At 70.5% G+C, this 18,067-nt stretch carries 18 protein-coding genes and 2 riboswitches; of the genes, 8 read left to right on the plus strand and 10 right to left on the minus strand.

Annotation, left to right across the window (positions count from 1 at the left end; genetic code table 11):
- The first annotated feature begins 26 nt into the window (after positions 1 to 26).
- The 4 genes from MYF83_RS12885 (at position 27) to MYF83_RS12900 (ending at position 2,925) form a co-directional block, all read left to right on the plus strand.
- On the plus strand, positions 27 to 875 hold the full coding sequence (locus tag MYF83_RS12885; RefSeq protein WP_248960514.1) for a helix-turn-helix domain-containing protein: 849 nt from the start codon (positions 27 to 29) through the stop codon (positions 873 to 875).
- Entirely contained in the window at positions 841 to 1,041 is a 201-nt protein-coding gene (locus MYF83_RS12890) for a DUF397 domain-containing protein (protein ID WP_248960515.1), read from the plus strand. Before MYF83_RS12885 ends, MYF83_RS12890 begins: the two co-directional genes overlap by 35 nt.
- Before the next feature lie 258 nt (positions 1,042 to 1,299).
- Positions 1,300 to 2,352: an SDR family oxidoreductase gene (locus MYF83_RS12895; protein ID WP_248960516.1), complete on the plus strand. Its 1,053-nt coding sequence runs from the start codon at positions 1,300 to 1,302 to the stop codon at positions 2,350 to 2,352.
- 357 nt (positions 2,353 to 2,709) lie between these two features.
- The gene (locus tag MYF83_RS12900; RefSeq protein WP_248960517.1) at positions 2,710 to 2,925 is read left to right on the plus strand and encodes a Rossmann-fold NAD(P)-binding domain-containing protein; all 216 of its coding nucleotides are present in this window, start codon (positions 2,710 to 2,712) and stop codon (positions 2,923 to 2,925) included.
- Between the two features lie 641 nt (positions 2,926 to 3,566).
- Here MYF83_RS12900 and MYF83_RS12905 read toward each other — a convergent pair.
- From MYF83_RS12905 to MYF83_RS12940, 8 genes are all read right to left on the minus strand, one after another.
- Positions 3,567 to 5,441, minus strand: coding sequence for a GTP-binding protein (locus MYF83_RS12905; RefSeq protein WP_248960518.1), 1,875 nt, complete (start codon positions 5,439 to 5,441; stop codon positions 3,567 to 3,569).
- Between the two features lie 224 nt (positions 5,442 to 5,665).
- Complete coding sequence (locus MYF83_RS12910; RefSeq protein ID WP_248960519.1) at positions 5,666 to 7,042, minus strand: L-serine ammonia-lyase; 1,377 nt, start codon at positions 7,040 to 7,042, stop codon at positions 5,666 to 5,668.
- A gap of 192 nt (positions 7,043 to 7,234) precedes the next feature.
- Positions 7,235 to 7,624 (minus strand): glycine cleavage system protein GcvH, encoded by a 390-nt coding sequence (gene gcvH, locus MYF83_RS12915; RefSeq protein ID WP_248960520.1) that lies wholly within the window; start codon positions 7,622 to 7,624, stop codon positions 7,235 to 7,237.
- Positions 7,621 to 8,712: a glycine cleavage system aminomethyltransferase GcvT gene (gene gcvT, locus MYF83_RS12920; protein ID WP_248960521.1), complete on the minus strand. Its 1,092-nt coding sequence runs from the start codon at positions 8,710 to 8,712 to the stop codon at positions 7,621 to 7,623. Before gcvT ends, gcvH begins: the two co-directional genes overlap by 4 nt.
- 33 nt (positions 8,713 to 8,745) lie before the next feature.
- A riboswitch (glycine riboswitch) is annotated at positions 8,746 to 8,848 on the minus strand.
- Positions 8,849 to 8,946, minus strand: a riboswitch (glycine riboswitch).
- A gap of 33 nt (positions 8,947 to 8,979) precedes the next feature.
- Positions 8,980 to 9,687, minus strand: a complete 708-nt coding sequence (locus MYF83_RS12925) for a gamma-glutamyl-gamma-aminobutyrate hydrolase family protein (protein WP_248960522.1) — start codon at positions 9,685 to 9,687, stop codon at positions 8,980 to 8,982.
- Between the two features lie 8 nt (positions 9,688 to 9,695).
- Complete coding sequence (locus MYF83_RS12930) at positions 9,696 to 10,460, minus strand: 3-oxoacyl-ACP reductase (RefSeq protein WP_248960523.1); 765 nt, start codon at positions 10,458 to 10,460, stop codon at positions 9,696 to 9,698.
- A 98-nt stretch (positions 10,461 to 10,558) separates the two neighbouring features.
- The gene (locus MYF83_RS12935) at positions 10,559 to 11,902 is read right to left on the minus strand and encodes an aldehyde dehydrogenase family protein (protein ID WP_248960524.1); all 1,344 of its coding nucleotides are present in this window, start codon (positions 11,900 to 11,902) and stop codon (positions 10,559 to 10,561) included.
- Between the two features lies 1 nt (position 11,903).
- The gene (locus MYF83_RS12940) at positions 11,904 to 13,250 is read right to left on the minus strand and encodes a glutamine synthetase family protein (protein ID WP_308201437.1); all 1,347 of its coding nucleotides are present in this window, start codon (positions 13,248 to 13,250) and stop codon (positions 11,904 to 11,906) included.
- Positions 13,251 to 13,393: 143 nt separating this feature from the next.
- Here MYF83_RS12940 and MYF83_RS12945 point away from each other — a divergent pair, with 143 nt between their 5' ends.
- Together MYF83_RS12945 and MYF83_RS12950 are read left to right on the plus strand one after the other, a co-directional pair.
- Positions 13,394 to 14,116, plus strand: a complete 723-nt coding sequence (locus MYF83_RS12945; protein WP_248960526.1) for a FadR/GntR family transcriptional regulator — start codon at positions 13,394 to 13,396, stop codon at positions 14,114 to 14,116.
- Between the two features lie 118 nt (positions 14,117 to 14,234).
- The gene (locus MYF83_RS12950) at positions 14,235 to 15,026 is read left to right on the plus strand and encodes a hypothetical protein (protein ID WP_248960527.1); all 792 of its coding nucleotides are present in this window, start codon (positions 14,235 to 14,237) and stop codon (positions 15,024 to 15,026) included.
- A gap of 17 nt (positions 15,027 to 15,043) precedes the next feature.
- On the opposite strand, the gene MYF83_RS42640 is transcribed toward MYF83_RS12950, so the two are convergent.
- Positions 15,044 to 15,403 (minus strand): TetR family transcriptional regulator C-terminal domain-containing protein, encoded by a 360-nt coding sequence (locus tag MYF83_RS42640; RefSeq protein ID WP_279339458.1) that lies wholly within the window; start codon positions 15,401 to 15,403, stop codon positions 15,044 to 15,046.
- Positions 15,404 to 15,469: 66 nt separating this feature from the next.
- Between MYF83_RS42640 and MYF83_RS12960 the strand changes: the two genes are divergently transcribed.
- The gene (locus tag MYF83_RS12960; RefSeq protein ID WP_248960529.1) at positions 15,470 to 15,664 is read left to right on the plus strand and encodes a hypothetical protein; all 195 of its coding nucleotides are present in this window, start codon (positions 15,470 to 15,472) and stop codon (positions 15,662 to 15,664) included.
- A gap of 278 nt (positions 15,665 to 15,942) precedes the next feature.
- Here MYF83_RS12960 and MYF83_RS12965 read toward each other — a convergent pair whose 3' ends face one another.
- Positions 15,943 to 16,581 (minus strand): alpha/beta hydrolase fold domain-containing protein, encoded by a 639-nt coding sequence (locus tag MYF83_RS12965; protein WP_279339459.1) that lies wholly within the window; start codon positions 16,579 to 16,581, stop codon positions 15,943 to 15,945.
- A gap of 332 nt (positions 16,582 to 16,913) precedes the next feature.
- Here MYF83_RS12965 and MYF83_RS12970 point away from each other — a divergent pair, with 332 nt between their 5' ends.
- Complete coding sequence (locus tag MYF83_RS12970) at positions 16,914 to 17,837, plus strand: LLM class F420-dependent oxidoreductase (protein WP_248960531.1); 924 nt, start codon at positions 16,914 to 16,916, stop codon at positions 17,835 to 17,837.
- Positions 17,838 to 18,067: the final 230 nt, after the last annotated feature.

Raw genomic sequence — 18,067 nt, forward strand, 5'->3', positions numbered from 1 at the left:
AATCCCTTTGCATGGGTAGGTGAGATTTGTCCCCCCAAAGAGAAATAGACCCTCACGAGTCCCCGCGGGCCGTCTTCGCTTTCGAGCTACGCCGTTACCGCCAGGCGGCCCAGCTCACGCAGCGGCAACTCGGAGACCGCATGGGATTCTCCGATTCCATGGTCAACATGATCGAGCAGGCCAAGCGCCCGCCGTCCCGGCGCTTCGCCGAACTCTGCGACGAGATCTTCGGCCTCGACGGCACCATGGTGAGGCTCTACACCGCCACGACATGGAACAAGGCCCCGGAGTATCTGCGGCCATGGCTGGAGGAAGAAGAACACGCGACAGGCTTGCGGACGTGGCAGCCCACGATCGTTCCCGGCCTGCTCCAGACACAGGCGTACACCCGTGAGATCCTGGCCGCCACCCCTGGCCTCACCGTCGACGAACTGGAGAAACGCCTCGCGAACCGCATGCAGCGGCAGGCGATCCTCCAACGCGGCAAGCCTCCTACGCTCAACGTGGTCATCGACGAAGCGGTGCTACACCGGATGATCGGTGATATAGAAATCATGCGGGAGCAACTGACGCACCTGCTCGAAGTCGCCCGGCATCCCAATGTGACGATCCAGATCGTGCCCTCCACGGTCCGGGCGCACTGTGGGATGGCAGGCGGGTTCATCATCGCCGAACGGAACGGGTCCCCCTACGCCGCTTACACCGACGCGCAGCCTTTCGGGCGTACCTTCGACGATCGTCTCCTGATCGCCGAGTTGGTCCTCCGGTACGACGCGCTCCGAGCCGAGGCCCTTCCGTTCAGCCAGACACTCCGACTCCTAGAGGAAGCGGTGAGCCAAATTGGCGCAGAACCTTCAAGGTGCACGGTGGCGTAAGAGCCGCTATAGCGCTGACCAGGGCGAATGCATCGAGGTAGCATCGAACCTTCCCGGCCTGCGGGCGGTCCGGGACAGCAAGAACCGTGCCGCCCCGGCACTCGTCGTCTCCCCCGACGAATGGGCCGCCTTCCTGAGCGGTGTCAAGCGCGGCGAGATCGGATGATCTATACCGCCTGACCATCCGCGCGGATGCGCTCGCGGGCCGTCCGATCATGCACCCTAGATCGTCGGGAAGAACATCCTCTGCTGGAGAACATCCCGGCTGAAAACGTCCCGGCCGGAGTCGGAGACCATTCTCCGTGAGGATGACGACGCGGGATGGAAATAGAATCCGCGGCTTCCATCACGAATCAGGTCGAGCCGGGACGATAGCGGTGAACAAGACCCTCTGGTCGGCGGACCGGTGACGAGGAGGTTCGGAATGAACGACGAATTGGTGCTCGTCACCGGTGGGTCCGGATTCGTAGGTGCACACTGCATCCTGCGACTGCTGGACGCGGGTTATCGCGTACGGACGACCGTGCGCTCGCTCGAACGTGAAGCCGCTGTGCGCGCGATGCTGAGGGTCGGCGGCGCCGAACCGGGCGAGGCGCTCTCGTTCGCCGTGGCCGACCTCATGACCGACGCCGGCTGGCCGGAGGCCGTCGCCGGTTGTGACTTCGTGCTTCACGTCGCCTCGCCCTTCCCGCCGGGCGTGCCGAAGCACGAGGACGAACTCGTCGTGCCGGCCCGCGAAGGAACGCTGCGCGTTCTGCGGGCCGCGCGGGACGCGGGCGTCAGGCGCGTGGTGCTGACGTCCTCGTTCGCCGCGATCGGCCGCGGCCACCAGCGTGCGGATCGGCCCTTCACCGAGGAGAACTGGACCGACCCGGACGGCGGTGGCGTGGGCGCCTACGTGAGATCGAAGGCGGTGGCGGAGCGCGCGGCGTGGGACTTCATCGCCGGTGAGGGAGGGGCCCTGGAGTTGTCCGTCGTCAACCCGGTCGCGGTGTTCGGGCCGGTGCTGGGGCCGGATTACTCGAGTTCGATCCACCTTGTGCGGCGTTTGATGGACGGGGCGATGCCGGGCCTCCCGCGCCTGTATGTCAGCGTCGTCGATGTGCGGGACGTGGCGGACCTGCACCTGCGTGCCATGACCGATCCCGCCGCCAAGGGGGAGCGGTTCCTGGCCGTCGCCGGCGACTCCATGACCATGCACGAGATGGCCCAGGTCCTGAAGTCGCGCATGGGCGACGCGGCGGGCCGCGTCCCGACCAGAGTGCTGCCCGATTGGGTGGTGCGGCTGGCCTCGCTGGTCGACCCGGCGCTCAAGCTCATCGTTCCCGAGCTGGGCAAGATCACGAACGCCTCCAACGAGAAGGCCAGGCGCGTGCTCGGCTGGGAGCCGCGATCGAGGGAGGACGCCCTCATCGCGACCGCCGAGAGTTTGGTACGGCTCGGATTGCTACGGCAATCGGGAAGGGCGGCGGCCTGAGCCGCCGGCCGGGATCACGACGCCCTCGCTCCATGACCACTGACCTGGACTGGGTCCCTCGGACTCCTGGCGCGGACTGGTCACCTTTGGTCCGGCGGCCGACGAGTTCGCCTGCCCAGGCCCACTACGACGCCGGCTGACCAGCGGCCCGTCCGCGTACAGGGTGACCCAGCGGCCCGTCTGAACGCAGGCTGACCAGCGGCCTTTCTGAACGAGGTGAAGTGCGGCGAGGTCTGAGACCCGGCTATGGGGCGAAGCGGTCATCCGGGCTGGTGCAGCACCTTGTCGGCGAGGTTTTCGATGACCTGGGCGACCTCTGCGGGGTGCTTCAGGTCGGCGCCGTGGTCGCGTTTGTGCATGACGACCCAGTACGCCAAGGAGCTCCGCTCCGAGGGCATCCTGGTCAACGCCGCCGCTCCCGGAGCCTGCGCCACCGACTTCACCAAGGACATCCCGATGACGATCACCCGGACGGCCGCGCAGGGCGCCGCGATCGTGGTCCGCCTGGCCACCCTCGGCCCGGACGGCTCCACCGGCGGCTACTTCCACGACGACGGCCCGGTCCCCTGGTAGACGACGGCGGTACCGTCCCCGCTGTGACGATCGGCGTGACCGCCGCCGCTGTGGCCGGTGGCGGTTCAGGGCAGGCCCGCCGCGCCGGCGCCGTACATGATGATCTTCCGTTGCCTGGGCGACAGGCGCGGGACCGGTCCGGCGACGAAGCGGCTGGAGCCGGGCACGTCCGGCGAGGACCGCCCGCCGCGGCGGTGCCGCCAAGGCGTTCTGCACGGGTATCCCGGACGCGGCCGCGAAGGCCGCCACGCCGCCGGCCGACCACCTGCCGGGAATGTCCAGCAGAACCAGGCCGTCGGCGTCCAGCGCCGCGAGCCCGTTGACGCCCTGCGCCTCCTGCTTCGCCTTGTCGTTGAGGATCGTGCGGTCGTACCGGTAGTGATACAGCGAAGCAGGCGTGACCCGCGCCGAACGCCCGGAGGCGGTGTCGGTCACCATCAGTCTCCCCGCGTCCCAGGAGACGACCATCGAAGCAGCAGGCGAGCCGTACAACATCCCACCAGCGGGATGGAGCTCCGCCTGCGGCGCTAAACCGGCACCCTCACGATCATCCATCGCCACCCCGGCACGCCCTGAGAACCCCGCCCCCCGACCGAATCCACTCTCCAGCCTACGCGCTGACAGCGCGGATCTCGGTGCTGTCAGGGCAGGGCGTCGCTGGTGCGGTCCGGGTGTTCGGGGCTGTGGCGGTGCGGGGGTGGACCGGTGACCGGCCGGTCCCCGTGAGGCTGGGACCACCACACGCCCTCGCCGTGCGACAGGCCCCGGATCCGCCGCGCTGCCTCCGGTACGCTCCTGGCCGGGATCTCGCCCCTGATCAGCCACGTCTCCCGCACGGCCGAGGTGTCGGAGAGCCGCGCGCCGAGCCCGGCCAGCAGTGTGGCGGCCGCGCTGAGCGACTCGTGCGGCACCTCCAGCTCGAAGGCGTGACATGGCTCGAACACCGTCGTCCCCGCCTCGCGGAGGGCCCGGTGGACGACCAGCGGGGTCACCGTGCGGAAGTCGCCCGCCGTGCTGAGCGGCGCCACGAATCCGCCGCGGGTCAGCGTGACCGCGCAGTCGGCGACCTGCCAGCCGTACAGCCCTCGCTGGAGCGCCTCGTGCACGCTCTCCTCGATGGCCCGGTGGAAGGCGAGCGGCAGCGAGCCGAGGTCCACCTCGCGGCGGTAGGTGACGCCCGTACCGGGTTCGACCCGCAGCCCGACGGTGGCGTAGAACTCGTTGGGCCCGCGCCGGTCGATCTCCGTGACCGCCTCCGCGCTGCCGCGCGGGCGCTCCAGGCAGACCAGGCGGCTCTCCTCGAAGACGGCCTCCACCCCGAAGTCGTCGCGCAGCGTCTGGGCGATCACCTCCTTCTGCACCTCTCCGTAGAGCAGCACCGAGACGCCCTCGCCGGGGACCGTGCGGGTCTGGATCAGCGGATCCTGGTCGGCCAGGGTGACCAGCGCGGCGTGCAGCCGGGCGGCCTCGGCCCCGCGGCGTGGCCGCACCAGTGTCTCCAGCGTGGGCCGGGCGAATCGCGGCCGCTCGGAGAGGCCGGCCGAGGCCCCCACGCGGTCGCCGACCCGCACCCCCGGCAACCCCCACACCTTGGTGATCGCCGGAGTGGCGCCGACGGTCTGGAGCGCGGTGACCCGCCCGGTGTGCTCGCCGTCGGGGCGATGCAGGGTCAGCGGCCGGCGCGGGTGAAGCTCGCCCGCGAACAACCGCAGGTAGGCGACCTTCTGCCCGTTCTCGGCGCGTTCGACGGCGAAGACGGTGCCGCGCGGCGCTCCCCCGGCATGCGGGGCGGCCGGGAGCAGGCCGGTGATGCCGTCGATGAGCTCGGCCATGCCCTGCCCCCCGATCGCCGAGCCGAAGAACACCGGGTGCGCCTGCCCGGCCGCGGTCTGGGCGCGCAGGCGGTCACGCAGGAGGCCCGGCGCGGGGGCGCGTCCGTCGACGAGGTCGGCCAGCAGGCGGTCATCCTGCTCGGCCAGGGCCTCCGCCGCGCGCTCGATCGGCAGCGGCCGGGTGCGTACGGCCGGGGTGCCGATGCCCTCGACCGTGTTCATGGCGATCGCGTGCGGCGACAACCTGCGGCGGATGTCGGCCAGCACCTCGTGCTCCCGCGCGCCGGCCCGGTCGATCTTGTTGACGAGGATGAGGGTCGGCAGCCGCATGCGATGCAGCACCCTGGTCAGCACGCGGGTCTGCGCCTGGATGCCCTCGACCGCCGACAGCACCAGCACCGCGCCGTCGAGCACGCCCAAGGCGCGTTCGACCTCGGCGATGAAGTCGCTGTGCCCCGGCGTGTCGATGAGGTTGACCTGCAGGTCGCCGATGATGAAGGGCGCGACGGCGGTACGGATGGTGATGCCGCGCTGCCGCTCGATGGCGCCGCGGTCGGTCTGGGTGCTGCCGGAGTCGACGCTGCCGAGCCGTTCTATGGCCCCGGTGTGGAACAGCAGCCGCTCGGTGAGGCTGGTCTTACCCGCGTCGACGTGTGCCAGGATTCCGATGTTCAGGACGTGCATGGGCGTTGGAGACCTCGAATACTCGCGTGCCGATCGGGCGCTGGGAGATTTCGAGGTCCTGCCGCATCGCGTGCTCCTGTTTCGTCGGAAGAACGCACACCGTCCCACCGGCCACGAAGAACCGCAACCGATTTTCCGGCCGCCCGCCGTCGCGGGGCGGTGGGAAGGGCGAGTTCGAGATCAGGGCAGGGCTTCGCGGCCATGCGCGGTGAGGTCGAGCGAGGTCAGCACTCGATGACGTTGACGGCGAGGCCGCCGCGGCTGGTCTCCTTGTACTTGTCGAGCATGTCGCGGCCGGTGTCGCGCATGGTCTTGATGGCCTTGTCCAGCGAGACGAAGTGGCGGCCGTCGCCGCGCAGGGCCATGCGGGCCGCGGTGATGGCCTTGATGGAGGCGACGGCGTTGCGCTCGATGCACGGGATCTGCACCAGGCCGCCGATGGGGTCGCAGGTCAGGCCAAGGTTGTGCTCGATGCCGATCTCGGCGGCGTTCTCGACCTGCTCGGGCGTGCCGCCGAGCGCCTCGGTCAGGCCGGCGGCGGCCATCGAGCAGGCCGAGCCGACCTCGCCCTGGCAGCCGACCTCGGCCCCGGAGATCGAGGCGTTCTCCTTGAACAGCACGCCGATCGCCCCAGCCGTCAGCAGGAACCGGATCACGCCGTCGTCGTCGGACTGCGGCGTGAACCGGTCGTAGTACGTCAGCACGGCGGGGACGATGCCGGCGGCGCCGTTGGTCGGCGCGGTGACGATGCGGCCGCCGGCGGCGTTCTCCTCGTTGACGGCGAGGGCGAAGAGGGTGACCCAGTCCATCGTCTGGAGCGGGTCCTTCTCGGGGGCCTCGCTCTGCAGGCGGCGCAGAAGCTGGTTGGCCCGCCGCTTGACCTTCAGGCCGCCCGGGAGCACGCCCTCCTTGGCGGTGCCGCGCCGCACGGACTCGGACATGACGTGCCAGAGGTGCAGCAGCGCCGCTCTGATCTCGGCTTCGGTACGGCCGAAGGCCTTCTCGTTCTCCAGCATGAGCCCGGAGACGGACAGGCCGGTCTCAGCGCAGTGCCGCAGCAGCTCCGCCGCCGTGGTGAACGGGTGGGGGAGCTCGGTGTCGTCGGCCTTGATGCGGTCGGCGCCGGTGGCGTTCTCGTCCACGACGAACCCGCCGCCCACCGAGTAGTAGACCTTCTCGCGCACCGGCTCGCCTTCGGCGGTGAAGGCGGTGAAGCGCATGCCGTTGGGGTGGTGCGGGAGCGAGATCTTGCGCTCGAAGATCAGGTGCTCGCCGATCACGAATGGGATCTCGCGGGTGTCGTACAGCCGCACGGTGCCGGAGTCGCGCATCCGCGCGAGCCGGTCGTCGACGGTGTCCACGTCGACCAGCTCGGGCTTCTCGCCCGACAGCCCCAGCAGCACCGCCTTGTCGCTGCCGTGTCCCTTGCCGGTCAGCCCGAGGGAGCCGTAGAGGATGACCTCCACCCGGGCGGTCTTCTCCAGAAGGCCGTCCTCGTGCAGGCCTCGCGCGAACTTGTGGGCCGCCGCCATCGGGCCGCCGGTGTGCGAGCTCGACGGCCCGATGCCGATCTTGAACAGATCGAAGACGCTGATCGCCATTGATCTCCGTCCGTGTACATGTCGTGCGAGGTGTGTGCTCGGGCGAGCGCGGGTCGCTAACCGAAGTCGTTGTCCGCCCCGAGGGGGTCGCCATTCGGGACGTGGTGCGCCGCGGGCCCGGCGGATGGCCGGGCCTGCGGCCGGTGGTGGACGGGTGGGCTGAGTCAGGACTCGGCCGAGGTGACCGTGAGGTCAGGCCTCGGACGAGGTGACGGTGACGTACTCCTCGGAGGTGAGAAGGTCCTCAGGGGTGCCTTCGATGCGCACGCGGAACAGCCAGCCCTCACCATAGGGGTCGGAGTTGACCAGCGAGGGATCGTCGACGACGGTCTGGTTGACCTCGACGACCTCGCCGGTGACCGGCGCGTAGATGTCGCTGACGGACTTGGTGGACTCGACCTCGCCCACGGCGTCGCCCGCCTCGATGGTGCCGCCCACCTCGGGCAGCTGGACGTACACGACGTCACCCAGCGAGTCGGCGGCGTACGCCGTGATGCCCACGGTCACGGTGAGGCCGTCGTCGAGCCCGGCCACCCACTCGTGCTCCTTGGTGTAGCTGAGCTCCTCGGGAATGCTGCTCACTTGCTCCTCCGGTAAAAAGGCAGGTCAACCACGTCGACCGGTTCATGGCTACCACGGATGTCGACCGCGAGGCCCTCGGACAGGTTGGTGTCCACGTAGGCCATGGCGATCGGCTTGCCGAGAGACTGCGAGGGTGCGCCGCTGGTGACCTCCCCAACGACGGTGCCGTCAGTCAGCAGCACCACGGGATAGCCGTGGCGCGGCACTCGGCGGCCCCGCGCGACCAGGCCGGTGAGGCGCCGGCGCGGAGGGACGTCCTTCAGCGGCGCGAGCGCCGCGCGGCCGACGAAGTCGCCCGGCTTGTCGAACCGCACGACGCGGCCGAGGCCGGCGTCGAACGGGGTCAGGCCGGCGTTCAATTCGTTGCCGTACAGCGGCATGCCCGCTTCGAGGCGGAGCGTGTCCCGGGCGGACAGCCCGGCGGGACGCAGGCCGTACCCGTCGCCCGCCTTGGCCAGCTCCTGCCACAGCGACACGGCGTCGGCGGCGGCGACGAAGAGCTCGAAGCCGTCCTCGCCGGTGTAGCCGGTGCGCGCGATGAGGGCCTGGACGCCGGCGACGGTGCCGGGCAGGCCCGCGTAGTACTTCAGACCGGCCAGGTCCGCGTCGGTGAGGCTACTGAGGATCTCCTGCGAGCGCGGCCCCTGGACGGCGATCAGCGCGTACTGGTCGGACCGGTCGTCGACCTCGGCCTGGAAGCCCTCGCCCCGCGCGGTCAGTTCCGCGGCCACCCGCTCGTAGTTGGAGGCGTTGGCCACGACGAGGAACTCCTCGGAGCCGAGGCGGTAGACGATCAGGTCGTCGAGCACGCCACCGCCGGTGGCGCAGATCATGGTGTAGCGGGCGCGGCCCGGCACGAGCTCGGACAGGTTGCCGACGAGTGCGTGGTCGAGCGCCTCGCCGGCCTGCGGGCCGGTGACGAAGATCTCTCCCATGTGGGACAGGTCGAACAGCCCGGCGGCCGTGCGCACCGCGTTGTGCTCGGCGGACTCGCTGCCGTAGCGCAACGGCATCAGCCAGCCGGCGAAGTCGGTGAGCGTCGCGCCGAGGGTCTCGTGCACCTCGCGGAGCGGTGTGGATCGGGACATGATGCGCACCTCAGACAGGGTTGGATGAGAGCATCCTCCCCCTCTGTCATCGGTGCCTGAGAGTTTCGCCCGGGTTTTGGCCGGACTTTCACCTTCGGCGAGGCCTCGTGGAGGAGGCCTGCTTTCCAGAGATCACCTGGCCCGCGCGGTCCTTTGCCTTGTGAGGTTCGCGGGGAGGACTTGCTCCTTCAGGGGCCCTGACCGGATGTCAGGACGCTCTCCCGCACGGGATCATCGGTGTTCTCGACCACCCTACCAATGACCGCCCTACCTGTGACCGTCCGCCGTGGCGGCGTCGACCAGAGCCTCGAACAGGTGGCCTTCCTCGCCCGCCTCGGGGTGCCACTGGACGGCGAGCGCGAAAGGATGCCCGGCGAGCTCCACGGCCTCCACGGTGCCGTCGTCGCTGCTCGCCGACACCGTGAGCCCGTCGCCGAGCCGGTCGACGGCCTGGTGGTGGTAGTGGGCGGCGTCGACCTTCTCCGCGCCCAGCACCTCGGCGAGCCTGCTGCCCGGCACGGGGGACACCGGGAGGTGGCCGAACTCGCCGGGGGCGGGGGAGTGGCCGCCGTGGCCGACCACGTCGGGAAGGTGCTGGTGGAGGGTGCCGCCCAGGTGGACGTTCAGCACCTGAAGTCCCCGGCAGACGCCGAGGAACGGCAGCCCGGCGTCCAGCGCCGCGCCGACCAGCTCGAACTCGGCCGTATCACGAAATTTCCGGATATAGCCGGTCTGTTGGTGCGGGTCCTCGCCGTACCTGCCGGGATCCACGTCGCCGCCGCCGGCCATGATCAGGCCGTCCAGCCGCCCGGCGAGCGGGGCGGGATCGCCCGCCGGGGGCAGGATGACCGGCTGGCCGCCCGCCCGCACGACGTGCTCGACGTAGGTGTACGGCAGCAGCGCGGCCGGCATCCGCCACACAGTGAAGGCGGCGGGCTCGACGTAGCAGGTGATGCCGATGACGGGACGTGACATGGCCGGGCCTACAGCGGGGTCACGTAGGCGCCGGAGATCCCGCCGTCCACCAGGAACTCGGCCCCGGTGATGAAGCTGGCGTCGTCCGAGGCCAGGAACGCGACGGCGGCGGCGATCTCCGAGGCCTCGGCGAACCGGCCCACCGGGATGTGGACGAGGCGCCGCTGGGCCCGCTCGGGGTCCTTGGCGAACAGCTCCTGCAGCAGCGGGGTGTTGACCGGCCCCGGGCAGAGAGCGTTGACGCGGATCCCCTCGCGGGCGAACTGGACGCCCAGCTCGCGCGACATGGCGAGCACGCCGCCCTTGGAGGCGGTGTAGGAGATCTGGGACGTCGCCGACCCCATCACGGCCACGAAGGAGGCGGTGTTGATGATGGAGCCCTTGCCCTGTCGCCGCATGTACGGGATGGCGTGCTTGCAGCAGAGATACACGCTGGTCAGGTTGACGTCCTGAACTCGGCGCCAGGCATCGATGCCGGTGGACAGGATGGAATCGTCGTCGGGAGGGGAGATGCCCGCGTTGTTGAAGGCGATGTCGACGCTGCCGTAGGTCTCGAACGCCGTCTCGAACATCCGGCTGACGTCCTCCTCGCTGGTGACGTCGGCCCGGACGAACAGGCCGCCCACCTCCTCGGCGGCCTTGACGCCGCCCTCCTCGTCGAGGTCGGCGCACACGACCTTCGCGCCCTCCTCGGCGAAGCGGCGGGCCGTGGCGAGGCCGATGCCGCCCGCCGCACCCGTGATGACGGCGACGCGGTCGCGCAGACGTTGCATGGTGACGAACTCCCTGGTGCTGGTTCGGTTCCTGATGTGTGCGGCGGCCACCCGGACCGGCGCCTGATCCGCGTACGCGCCTCCGCGGCGCGCGGCGGTCAGTGGGCGATGAAGACGTTCTTGGTCTCGGTGAAGGCGGCCAGCGCGTCCGGCCCGAGCTCGCGGCCCAGCCCCGACTGCTTGAAGCCTCCGAACGGCGTCCAATAACGGACCGAGGAGTGGGAGTTGACCGACAGGTTCCCCGCCTCGACCGCACGGGCCACCCGCAGGGCCCGGCCGACGTCCCGCGTCCAGATCGACCCCGAAAGCCCATATTTCGTGTTATTGGCGATCTGGATGGCTGCCGCCTCGTCGTCGAACGGCACCACGCTGACCACCGGCCCGAAGATCTCCTCGGTGAACGCCCGATCGTCCAGCGAGTCGTGGGTCAGCACGGTCGGCGGGAACCAGAACCCCTTCCCCGAGGGGCACGTCCCCTGGTAATGCGGAGTGCCGGTGACGAACGACGCGACCCGATCGCGGTGCTCGGCGCTGATCAGCGGCCCCATGTCCGTGCCCGGGTCCAGGGGGTCGCCCACCGTGAGCGCGCCGACGGCCGTGCGGAGCCGGTCGAGGAACTCCTCGTACACCGGGCGCTCCACCAGGACGCGCGAGCGCGCGCAGCAGTCCTGCCCGCTGTTGTCGAAGACCGCGGAGGGGGCGGTCGCGGCGGCCTGCTCAAGGTCGGCGTCGGCGAAGACCACGTTGGCGCTCTTGCCGCCGAGCTCCAGGGTGACCCGCTTGACGTGCTCCGCGGCCCTGGCGAGGATCAGCTTCCCGACCTCCGTGGAACCGGTGAAGACGATCTTGTTGACGCCAGGGTGCTCCACGAGGCGGGCCCCGGCGACCTCCCCTGCTCCAGGAAGAACCTGGAGCACCCCCTCGGGGAGGCCGGCTTCGAGGGCCAGCTCCGCCAGCCTCAAAGCCGTCATCGGGGTCCACTCCGCCGGTTTAACGATAACCGTGTTGCCCGCCGCGAGCGCGGGAGCGGCGCCCCACATCATGATCGCCATGGGGAAGTTCCACGGCACGATCACTCCCACGACGCCGAGCGGCTCGGCGAAGGTGATGTCCACCCCGCCCGGCACCGGGATCTGCTTGCCGTGGTTGCGCTCCGGCGCCCCCGCGTAGAAGTGCAGGACGTCGCGGACGTTGCCCGCCTCCCAGCGGGCGTTGCCGATCGGATGGCCGGCGTTGGCCAGCTCCAGCCCGGCCAGCTCGTCGCCGTGCCGGTCGACCAGGTCGGCGAAGCGCCGCAGCAGCCGGGCACGGTCGCCGGGCGAGACCTCCCGCCAGGCGGCGAACGCCTTCCTGGCGCGCTCCACCACGCGGTCGGTCTCGGCCAGGTCGGCGAGCTCGACGTCGGCGAGCACGTCCTCGGTTGCAGGGTTGATGATCTTCATGTCACATCCGCTCGAATCCCCGGAAAAGCTCCCAGTCGGTGACCGCCGCGTCGAAGGCGGCCAGCTCGATCCGGGCGTTGTTCGCGTAGTGCTCGACGACCTGCTCGCCGAGCGCGTCTTTGGCGATCTTCGAACCCTCCCACAGCGCGAGCGCGTCCCGCAGGGTGGCGGGCACGGTGTCGGCGCCCGCAGTGTAGGCGTTCCCCGTGTACGCCTCCTCCAGCGGCAGCTCGTTCTCGATGCCGTGCAGCCCGGCCGCGATGAGCCCGGAGACCGCGAGGTAGGGGTTGACGTCGCCGCCCGGCACGCGGTTCTCGATGCGGAGCGAGGGCCCGTGCCCGACCAGCCGCAGGGAGCAGGTGCGGTTGTCCACGCCCCACTTGACCGCGGTCGGCGCGAAGCTGCCCGGGACGTACCGCTTGTAGGAGTTGATGTTGGGCGCGTAGAGCAGCGTCAGCTCGCGCATGGCGGCGAGCTGCCCGGCGATGAAGTGCTCTCCGAGCTTCGACAGCCCGTGCGGGCCGTCCCCGGCCATGACCGGCTCGCCGTCGTCGGCGCGCAGCGAGATGTGGACGTGGCAGGAGTTGCCCTCGCGCTGGTTCGGCTTGGCCATGAAGGTGATCGACATGCCCTCCTGGGCGGCGATCTCCTTGGCCCCGTTCTTGTAGATCGAGTGGTTGTCGCAGGTGGCGAGCGCCTCGGCGAACCGGAACGCGATCTCGTGCTGCCCGAGGTTGCACTCGCCCTTGGCGGACTCGACGTACATGCCCGCCCCCTCCATGCCGAGCCTGATGCGGCGCAGCAGCGGCTCGACGCGTGCGCCGCCGAGCAGGGAGTAGTCCACGTTGTACTGGTTCGCGGGGGTCAGGTCGCGGTAGGCCCTGGACCAGGCGTTCTCGTAGCTGTCGTTGTAGACGATGAACTCCAGCTCGGTGCCGACGTACGCCGCCCAGCCGCGCTCGGCCAGCCGGGCGGTCTGCCCGCGCAGGATCTGGCGCGGAGAGGCGGCGACGTCGGCGCCGTTCTCCCAGACCAGGTCGGCCATGAGCATGACCGTGCCCTCCTGCCAGGGCACCCGGCGCAGCGTGGCCAGATCGGGCCGCATCACGAAGTCGCCGTAGCCCCGCTCCCAGGACGACATGCTGTAACCGTCGACCGTGTTCATGTCGATGTCCACGGCGAGGAGATAGTTGCATCCCTCCGCGGCATGGTGCAGCACCTCCTCGAGGAAGTACCGCGCGGACAGCCGCTTGCCCTGGAGGCGTCCCTGCATGTCGGCGATGGCCAGAAGCACGGTGTCCACCCGGCCGGCGGACACCTGTTCACGCAGTTGGTCGACGGTGAGCACCGCGCCCCCTTCTCGCAAAAGTCTGGAAACAGACCATTGGAGGCATGCAAGCACCAGGGGCCGCCCCGCGTCAACGGTTGAGGAGACCCGAGCCGCCGAATGGACTAATCTCCAACCATTGAGGCCGGTCTGGGGAGGAAGTGATGGGCGAGCAGCAGCTCGTCGCGCTCCTGCGGCCGGTCCGGGCCGGCAACGCCTTCGAGGAGACCGTCGAACGCCTGCTCCAGGCGATCAAGCTCGGCGTGGTCGCGCACGGCGACAAGCTCCCGCCCGAACGTGAGCTGGCCGTCCAGCTCGGCATCAGCCGGGTCACGCTGCGAGAGGCGATCCGCGCCCTCCAGCAGGCCGGCTACCTCGACGTACGGCGCGGCCGGTACGGGGGAGCGTTCGTCGTCTACGAGCCGCCACGGCCGCGCCACGGCGACCTTCGCAGGGCCGTCAACCAGATGGGCGCCGACGATCTGGACGACGCGCTGACCTTCCGGATGGCGATCGAGTGCGGTGCCGCGCAGGTCCTCGCGGCCATCGACCTCACCGAGGAGCAGCGTGCCCTCCTCCGGCGGCGTCTCGCTGACGTCAACGACGCCGCGCCCGGCGACTACCGGCGGCTCGACACGGCCTTCCACCTGTCCATCGCCGAGCTGACCGGCTCGGCGCTCCTGGCGGCGGCCGCCGCCGACGCGCGGCTGCGGGTCACCGACCTGCTCAACGCCATCCCCGTGCTCGGGCCCAACATCGACCACGCCGCCGCGCAGCACGCCGCGATGGTCGCCGCCATTCTCGCCGGCGACCCCGAGGCCGCGAGGAAGGCCGTCGTCGAGCATCTGGACGGCACAGCCGCGCTCCTGCGGGCGTTCCTGGCCTGATCCGGCCGGCCCGCGACCTGCCCGGATCCGGCCGCTCGCCTCGCCGCGCCCATCGCCGGCGCCGTGGATCGGAGGATCACCCCCCGAGGGCCCGTAGCATCGGTACCGGGGGATACCTGTGGGAGTCTGGTTTCACGAGCGGATCATCGACACCGGACGTCTGCCGCTCTTCTGCTTTCTGACGGCGCTGATCGTCACGTTCATCTTCACGCGCGTCAACGTGCGGCTCATCCGGGCGAAGGTCGGCTGGTTCCGCAACGTCAACGTCGGCGACGTCCACGTTCACCACGTCGTGTTCGGCGTGGTGCTCATGCTGTTCGGCGGCGTCGCCGGGCTGATCAGCGCGGGCCTGTCCTCCGGGTGGTACGCCGTCACGGCCGCCGTCTTCGGCGTCGGCGCGGCGCTGGTGCTGGACGAGTTCGCGCTGATCCTGCACCTCCGGGACGTGTACTGGTCGGAGGAGGGACGCACCTCGGTCGACGCGGTCTTCGTCGCCATCGCGGTGACGCTGCTCCTGCTGGTCGGACTGCGTCCCTTCGGCTGGGAGGCGCCCACCCCCACGCCGGGCGGGTGGTGGACGGCGGCCCTGCTGTTGCTGCTCAACCTCGTGCTCGCGGTGATCACGCTGCTCAAGGGCAAGATCTGGACCGGGCTCGCGGGCCTGTTCGCCCCGTTCCTGCTGATCATCGGCGCGGTACGGCTCGCGCGTCCGGGATCCCCGTGGGCCCGCTGGTTCTTCGCCCCTGGCTCCCGCAGGCCCAGCCCGTACAAGATGGCGAAGGCCGTCCACCGGGAGGACCGCTGGCGCCGCCCCGCGATCAGGGTGAAGATCGCCGTCCAGGAGTTCGTCTCCGGCCGCCACGACCTGCCCTCGGCCTGGACCGGCGAGCGTGGCGCCAAACTGAAGTAGGAGCGGCCGGGCGCCGGTCACCTGCGCAGATGGGCCACCAGGCGCCTGATCTGCTCGGCGTAGTGCTCGGTGAACTCCTCCGAGGCCGGGTCCGCCCCGCAGATCGCGCGGACGAGGTGCGGGAAGGCGACGCCCGCGCTGGTCACGGCGAACAGCGCGAGGAGCAGGCACGCGGGGTCGAGGTCGGCGGGGAACTCGCCGTCCGCTTGGCGGCGCCGCAGATCGTCGAGGTCGCGCCGCATGTCGTCACTGAGACGGCGGCAGGAGAGCCTTCTCCTGAAACGGCCAAGGCCCCGCGATGGTGAAAGGCACGCGATGGCCGCTAGGTGCCGACGCCGCCCGACCCGCCGACCTGCAAGAACGCATGACCGGGGCATGGTCGGCGGATTCCAGGGGAGTGTGCGGGGACGGACGATGATCGGGGATCAGGGAGGCGCGGCACGATGGGCTTCATGGACAGGTGGAAGATCCGGGAGCTGAAGGCCCGGGCCAAGCGACGGTTCGGCGCGAGCACGGGGAACCGCACCATGGCCGCCGAGGCCCGCACCGAAGCGGCAGAGGCCCGGCTCCTCCAGACCGAACACGAGATCAAGGAGACGGCCCAGCAGATCCGCCGCGAATACGGCACCCGCCCCTGACACCCCGTCCACCGTCGCGCGGTGCGCGGCCTCGACTCCCGTCCGATGCGGCGCTTTGGACGGCACCCGCCCCTGACACCCCGCCCACCCGTCGGATGCGGCGCTTTGGTTCGCGTCGGGTGGGTGCGGGTCTGTGGGCGCCGCGTCGGCGGGAAGAGGGTACGGCGATGCCGGCGCCATGTACGGCGAGAAACCGGCCGGCGATCGTGGTTGTCGGACTGGGCGCCCGTGCCCGTGCCCGTGCCCGTGCCCGTGCCCGTGATCGGGATCGGGATCGGTCAGGGCAGGCGGCTGAGGAATGAGGCGATCACCTGGCGGATGTCGTCCCTGGCGAGATCGGCGTCGTGCCCCCCGGCGCCGAGATAGGCCGTCACGGGGTGGCCCGAGGCCAGGAGCGCGTTGCTGAGGTCGAGCGTCTGCGTCGGAGGCACCACGGTGTCCTCGTAGCCGTGCATGAGCAGGATGGGCACCCCGTTGCCGACGTGGTTGGCCGGCGTCGAGTCCGCGGTCATCTCGTCCCCGGGGGCCGGGACGTGGCCGAGCAGTCGCGCCCATGGGCTGCCGTCCTCGCGGCACTCGGGCCAGTCGGCGGCCAGCGGGTCGACGGGAGGGGCACAGGCGATCACGGCGCTCACGTCGTCGGGGGCGTCGACACCGCGCAGGCCCAGGTGGACGGCGAGATGCGCCCCCGATGACGTGCCCGCGACCAGCAACGGCGCATCGGGATGGTCCGCCCGCACCTTGCGCGCCGCCGACCGTACATCCTCCAGTTGCGCAGGCCAGGTCGCCTCGTGGCTCAGCCGGTAGGTGACCGGGACGACGTCGAGGCCGTGCTCGGCCAGGAGGGCCCGCGACCGCTCGCCGGCGTGTCGCTCCATCCACGCACCACCGTGCAGCCAGATCAATACCCGCCTCATGCATGGATGTTACGACCGCGCCGTCCCCCGTCGCCCGCACGACTCCGGCACCGCCCGCAGGATTTCGGCACCGCCCGCAGGATTTCGGCACCGCCCGCAGGAGTCCGGCACCGGCCGCAGGAGTCCGGCAGTGGCCGTACGGGGAGGTCGGCAGTGGCGTGGCGGGGAGCGCGACAGGGGAGGTTCTGTGCGTGACGGGCATCTTCACGGAGACGACGCCCGCCACCGTACGACGAGATGACTTGATGACTTGATGACGAGTAGATCGTCACCGAGACAGTACGCGGCATCTTGTGCCGATATCGGATACAGCAGACATGGAGCGGCACCCCATGCGGAACGACAACCCGGCACCGCCGGACCTCGCGGAACTCAGACGGCGCCTCGGCAAGACCGGCGTATGGCTCAGCATGCTCGGCAACCAGGACGCGGACACCGCCCGCAGGGTGGCCGCGACCATCGAGGAGCTCGGATACGGAGCCCTGTGGATCGCCGAGATTTTCGGCGGCAAAGAGTCCCTGGTCAACTCCGCCATCCTGCTGTCGGGCACCGAGCGGCTGTTCGTCGCCACCGGCATCGCCAACATCTGGGCCCGGGATGCGGCGGCCGTGGTCGCCGGGTCCAACGCGCTCGCGGAGGCGTGGGGCGGCCGTTTCGTCCTAGGCCTCGGCGTGAGCCACGCTCCGCTGGTCACGGTCCGAGGGCACGACTACGGCAAGCCGGTCGCGACCATGCGCGCGTACCTCGACGCGATGGACCAGGCCCCCTACGACGCGCCGCTGCCCGAACGGCCCGCCTGGGTGCTCGCCGCCCTGCGGACGAACATGCTGCGGCTCGCCGCCGAGCGTGCTCAGGGGGCGCACACCTACTTCGTGACGCCCGAACACACCGCCAAGGCACGGGACATCCTCGGCCCCGACCCCCTGCTCGTCCCCGAGCAGGCGTTCGTCCTGGAAACCGACGCCGGCCGGGCCCGGACGATCGCCCGCGACTACATGGCCTTCTACTTGAAGCTCCCGAACTACCTCAACAGCCTGCGCGAGCTCGGCTGGACCGACGACGACTTCGCCGGAGGCGGCAGCGACGGCCTAGTGGACGCGATCGTGCCGTGGGGCGACGTGGAGGTCGTCGCCAGGAGGATCCGCGCCCACCACGAGGCCGGCGCCGACCACGTCTGCGTCCAACCTCTGGCCACCACCCCAGACGACTGCCTATCCCAACTCCGCTACCTGACCCCAGCCCTAACCCCCCACTAACCCCAGCCCGCCAGTCCCGGCCTGCCCCGGCCTGTCCCCGGCCCGACCTGCTCGCCCCGACCCTGCCCGACCCGGCCTGCCCGACCCGACCCGACCCGGCTTGCCCGACCCGACCCGACCCGACCCGGCTTGCCCGACCCGACCCGGCCTGCCCGGCCTGCCCGGCCTGCCCTGCCCGGCCACCCGGCCCTGCCCTGCCCGGCCCTCCCTCGTCGATGTCGTGCTCCTAC

Origin of the sequence: Sphaerisporangium perillae (genome assembly GCF_023276435.1) — a bacterium.
GTDB lineage: Bacteria > Actinomycetota > Actinomycetes > Streptosporangiales > Streptosporangiaceae > Sphaerisporangium > Sphaerisporangium perillae.

Excerpts from the sequence above, each read along its gene's own strand:
- MYF83_RS12895 (WP_248960516.1), top strand. The coding sequence starts at position 1,300 with ATGAACGACGAATTGGTGCTCGTCACCGGTGGGTCCGGATTCGTAGGT.
- MYF83_RS12900 (WP_248960517.1), top strand. The coding sequence starts at position 2,710 with ATGACGACCCAGTACGCCAAGGAGCTCCGCTCCGAGGGCATCCTGGTC.
- MYF83_RS12905 (WP_248960518.1), bottom strand. The coding sequence starts at position 5,441 with ATGCACGTCCTGAACATCGGAATCCTGGCACACGTCGACGCGGGTAAG.
- MYF83_RS12910 (WP_248960519.1), bottom strand. The coding sequence starts at position 7,042 with ATGGCGATCAGCGTCTTCGATCTGTTCAAGATCGGCATCGGGCCGTCG.
- gcvT (WP_248960521.1), bottom strand. The coding sequence starts at position 8,712 with ATGTCCCGATCCACACCGCTCCGCGAGGTGCACGAGACCCTCGGCGCG.
- MYF83_RS12925 (WP_248960522.1), bottom strand. The coding sequence starts at position 9,687 with ATGTCACGTCCCGTCATCGGCATCACCTGCTACGTCGAGCCCGCCGCC.
- MYF83_RS12930 (WP_248960523.1), bottom strand. The coding sequence starts at position 10,460 with ATGCAACGTCTGCGCGACCGCGTCGCCGTCATCACGGGTGCGGCGGGC.
- MYF83_RS12935 (WP_248960524.1), bottom strand. The coding sequence starts at position 11,902 with ATGAAGATCATCAACCCTGCAACCGAGGACGTGCTCGCCGACGTCGAG.
- MYF83_RS12945 (WP_248960526.1), top strand. The coding sequence starts at position 13,394 with ATGGGCGAGCAGCAGCTCGTCGCGCTCCTGCGGCCGGTCCGGGCCGGC.
- MYF83_RS42640 (WP_279339458.1), bottom strand. The coding sequence starts at position 15,403 with ATGCCCCGGTCATGCGTTCTTGCAGGTCGGCGGGTCGGGCGGCGTCGG.
- MYF83_RS12960 (WP_248960529.1), top strand. The coding sequence starts at position 15,470 with ATGGGCTTCATGGACAGGTGGAAGATCCGGGAGCTGAAGGCCCGGGCC.
- MYF83_RS12965 (WP_279339459.1), bottom strand. The coding sequence starts at position 16,581 with ATGAGGCGGGTATTGATCTGGCTGCACGGTGGTGCGTGGATGGAGCGA.
- MYF83_RS12970 (WP_248960531.1), top strand. The coding sequence starts at position 16,914 with ATGCGGAACGACAACCCGGCACCGCCGGACCTCGCGGAACTCAGACGG.